The 2821-nt window shown below is 30.4% G+C and carries 4 protein-coding genes; all 4 read right to left on the reverse strand.

What is annotated here, in order from left to right; genetic code table 11:
* Positions 1-79: 79 nt before the first annotated feature.
* Genes ACEWL1_RS12080 through ACEWL1_RS12095 form a run of 4 tightly spaced genes read right to left on the reverse strand, consistent with a single transcriptional unit; the run spans position 80 to position 2577 of the window.
* A complete protein-coding gene (locus ACEWL1_RS12080; RefSeq protein WP_409233554.1) occupies positions 80-994 on the reverse strand; it encodes a bile acid:sodium symporter family protein in 915 nt (304 codons plus the stop codon).
* Positions 978-1619 (reverse strand): DUF4159 domain-containing protein, encoded by a 642-nt coding sequence (locus tag ACEWL1_RS12085; protein WP_409233555.1) that lies wholly within the window; start codon positions 1617-1619, stop codon positions 978-980. The genes ACEWL1_RS12080 and ACEWL1_RS12085 overlap by 17 nt, the downstream gene beginning before the upstream one ends.
* 41 nt (positions 1620-1660) lie before the next feature.
* On the reverse strand, positions 1661-1864 hold the full coding sequence (locus tag ACEWL1_RS12090; RefSeq protein ID WP_409233556.1) for a hypothetical protein: 204 nt from the start codon (positions 1862-1864) through the stop codon (positions 1661-1663).
* Positions 1861-2577 carry a 16S rRNA (uracil(1498)-N(3))-methyltransferase gene (locus ACEWL1_RS12095; protein ID WP_409233557.1) on the reverse strand — a complete coding sequence of 239 codons (717 nt, stop codon included), beginning with the start codon at positions 2575-2577 and terminating at the stop codon, positions 1861-1863. Before ACEWL1_RS12095 ends, ACEWL1_RS12090 begins: the two co-directional genes overlap by 4 nt.
* Positions 2578-2821 lie beyond the last annotated feature (244 nt).

Raw genomic sequence — 2821 nt, forward strand, 5'->3', positions numbered from 1 at the left:
TGATAACTGATAACTGATAACTGATAACTGATAACTGATAACTGATAACTGATAACTGATAACTGATAACTGATAACTGTTACTTTTTCCTTCCCCAATACGTTGCTAAAATCATTCCAGAAAATACATCCCAGATTCCCCAAAAAGCGGCTAATAAAGCCATTCCGCCCAAACCTTCAAAGAACCCAAAGATCAATAACAATCCTAAACCGCCATTCTGAATTCCGGTTTCCATAGAAATTGTTTTTCTGTCTTTTTTGTTTAATCTAAAAGCTTTAGCAGTATAAAATCCAAGAACAAAAGCAAAGATGTTATGAAATATTACAAGGAATAAAACCAAGTGAATATAATTCATGAAAATATCTAAGTTTTGAGAAAATGCCACAAAAATTAACGCTACAAATACCAACATAGAAAGTGGTTTTAATACTTTTTCTATTTTTTTTGCCATTTCAGAATGATAATGTTTGATCAACATTCCGCATACTAACGGAATTCCAAGAATTAAGGAAACGAGTTTAAATAAATCATACGGATTTAATTCTACCGTTTTTAATATTACTGCTGTCGGTTTATATAAACTTCCCCAAAATTGTAAATTAAAAGGTGTCATAAAAATACAGATCAACGTTGCAAAAGCAGTTAAACTTACTGATAAAGCCGCATTTCCACCAGCCATTTTACTAAAAAAGTTAGAAACATTTCCACCAGGACAAGCGGCAATCATCATCATGCCTAAAGCAAAACTTGGATGAGGATTAAGTACTAAAATTATTAAAAAAGTTGCTGCTGGTAATAAGATAAACTGAGAAAGAACACCAACAAAAACTATTTTGGGATTCTTAAATAAACGTTTAAAATCATCAATAGTGATTCCTAATGCAACACCAAACATAATGATGCCAATAGCAATATTTAACACCCACAATCCGCTAGCATCAAAATGAATTTTAATATCGTCTATGTTAGTAATTTGATCAATGTTTAAAGACATATTCTATAATGTTTGAGCCCATTTTTAATGCTTTTTCTCGCACTTCTTTAGAGTTGTTGTGTACACTAGCATTTTCCCAACCATCGCTTAAATCAGATTCGTAATCGTAAAAACAAATCAACCTTCCTTCATAAAACAAACCAAAACCTTGTGGCGGTTTTTTATCGTGTTCATGAATTTTTGGGATTCCGTTTTTAAAAGTAAATGTTTGGTTATAAATAGGGTGATTTTTGGGGATTTCTTGAAATTGTAAAGTGGGGAAAACTTTTTTCATTTCTCTTCTAATAAATGTATCTAATCCGTAATTGTCTGAAATATGTAGAAATCCGCCAGAGATTAGGTAATCACGTAAATTTTTAGCTTCATCTTCAGAAAAGAAAATGTTTCCATGACCCGTCATAAAAACAATTGGATAATTTATAATATCTGGATTTCCTACAGCCACAAAAGTTGGATTTTCCTTAATTTTTGTATCGCTATTGTTATTTGTAAATTCAATTAAGTTTGGTAAAGCAGTTGGGTTCGAATACCAATCTCCGCCACCATTGTATTTTAAGACGGCAATTTCTTGTGCATTTGTAAAAAGTGAAAAACTGAAGAAAATGAAAATAAGAAATTGCTTCATTAAGTAAGTTGTCATTGAATTTGAAGCAAGATAGTAAAATATTACTCTTGAATTAAAAGCTTTTTTGCTTTTAATAAAGAAGAAATTAAATCATCAATATTGTATGAAGCATGTTTTTCGTTATAAAAAACAACATTATTATCTTCGTATAATTCACAAACCATAATATCATTATGCCATAATTCAACAATAAAACAATCTTTTTCAAGATTGCTTGTGAAAACTAATTCAAAATCGTTTTTCATATAATTATTTCATTAATCAACGCAACAGTTTGAGCAGCAACAACACCCGCAGTTTCTGTTCGTAATCTGCTTTCTCCTAAAGTAACAGGGATGAAATTAGCTGCTAATGCTTTTTCAATTTCAGCTGTAGAAAAATCACCTTCCGGTCCAATTAAAATTAGAATATTTTTGTTTGGTTTTACTGATTTAGCAAATGATTTTTTATCCAATTCTTCGCAATGCGCAATAAATAAATCACCTTTAAATTTTTGATTTAAAAAGTCAGAAAACTTAATGGGTTCATTTAATTTTGGTAATACAAACTTTAACGATTGCTTCATTGCAGCTTGCACAATTTTTTCTAAACGATCTGTTTTTAAAACAGTTCTTTCTGAGTTTGAACAAATAATTGGAGTGATTTCATCAATGCCAATTTCTGTTGCTTTTTCTAAAAACCATTCTAATCTGTCGTTATTTTTTGTTGGCGCAATGGCAATATGCAACTTGTAGTTCCAAGGTTTTGGTTTTGCTTCTGAATTTTGAATTTCTACCAAACATCTTTTATCATTAGCTAAAATGATTTTTACAGCGAACAATTCGTTTTTTCCGTTAGTGATATGTAAAATATCGCCGTCTTTTTTTCGCAATACCTTTACAATATGTCGGCTCTCTGTTTTATCGAAAGTAAACTGAGAATCGTTGGTTGATATGTCTTTATTATAGAATAATTGCATTTTTTATTTTTAAAGTTCAAAGGTTCAAAGGTTCAAAGGTTCAGAGATTCAGAGGTTCAGAGATTCAGAGGTTCAAAGGTTCAGAGGTTCAAAGGTTCAGAGGTTCAGAGTTGCAAAGTGAAAAAGTTACAAGTTTTATTGTTTTCTAAGTTTCAAAATTTTAGTTTTTCCTAATTCCTAATTCCTAATTCCTAATTCCTAATTCCTAATTCCTAATTCCTAATTCCTAATTCCTAATTCCTAA

This window comes from Polaribacter gochangensis (genome assembly GCF_046224025.1).
GTDB lineage: Bacteria > Bacteroidota > Bacteroidia > Flavobacteriales > Flavobacteriaceae > Polaribacter > Polaribacter gochangensis.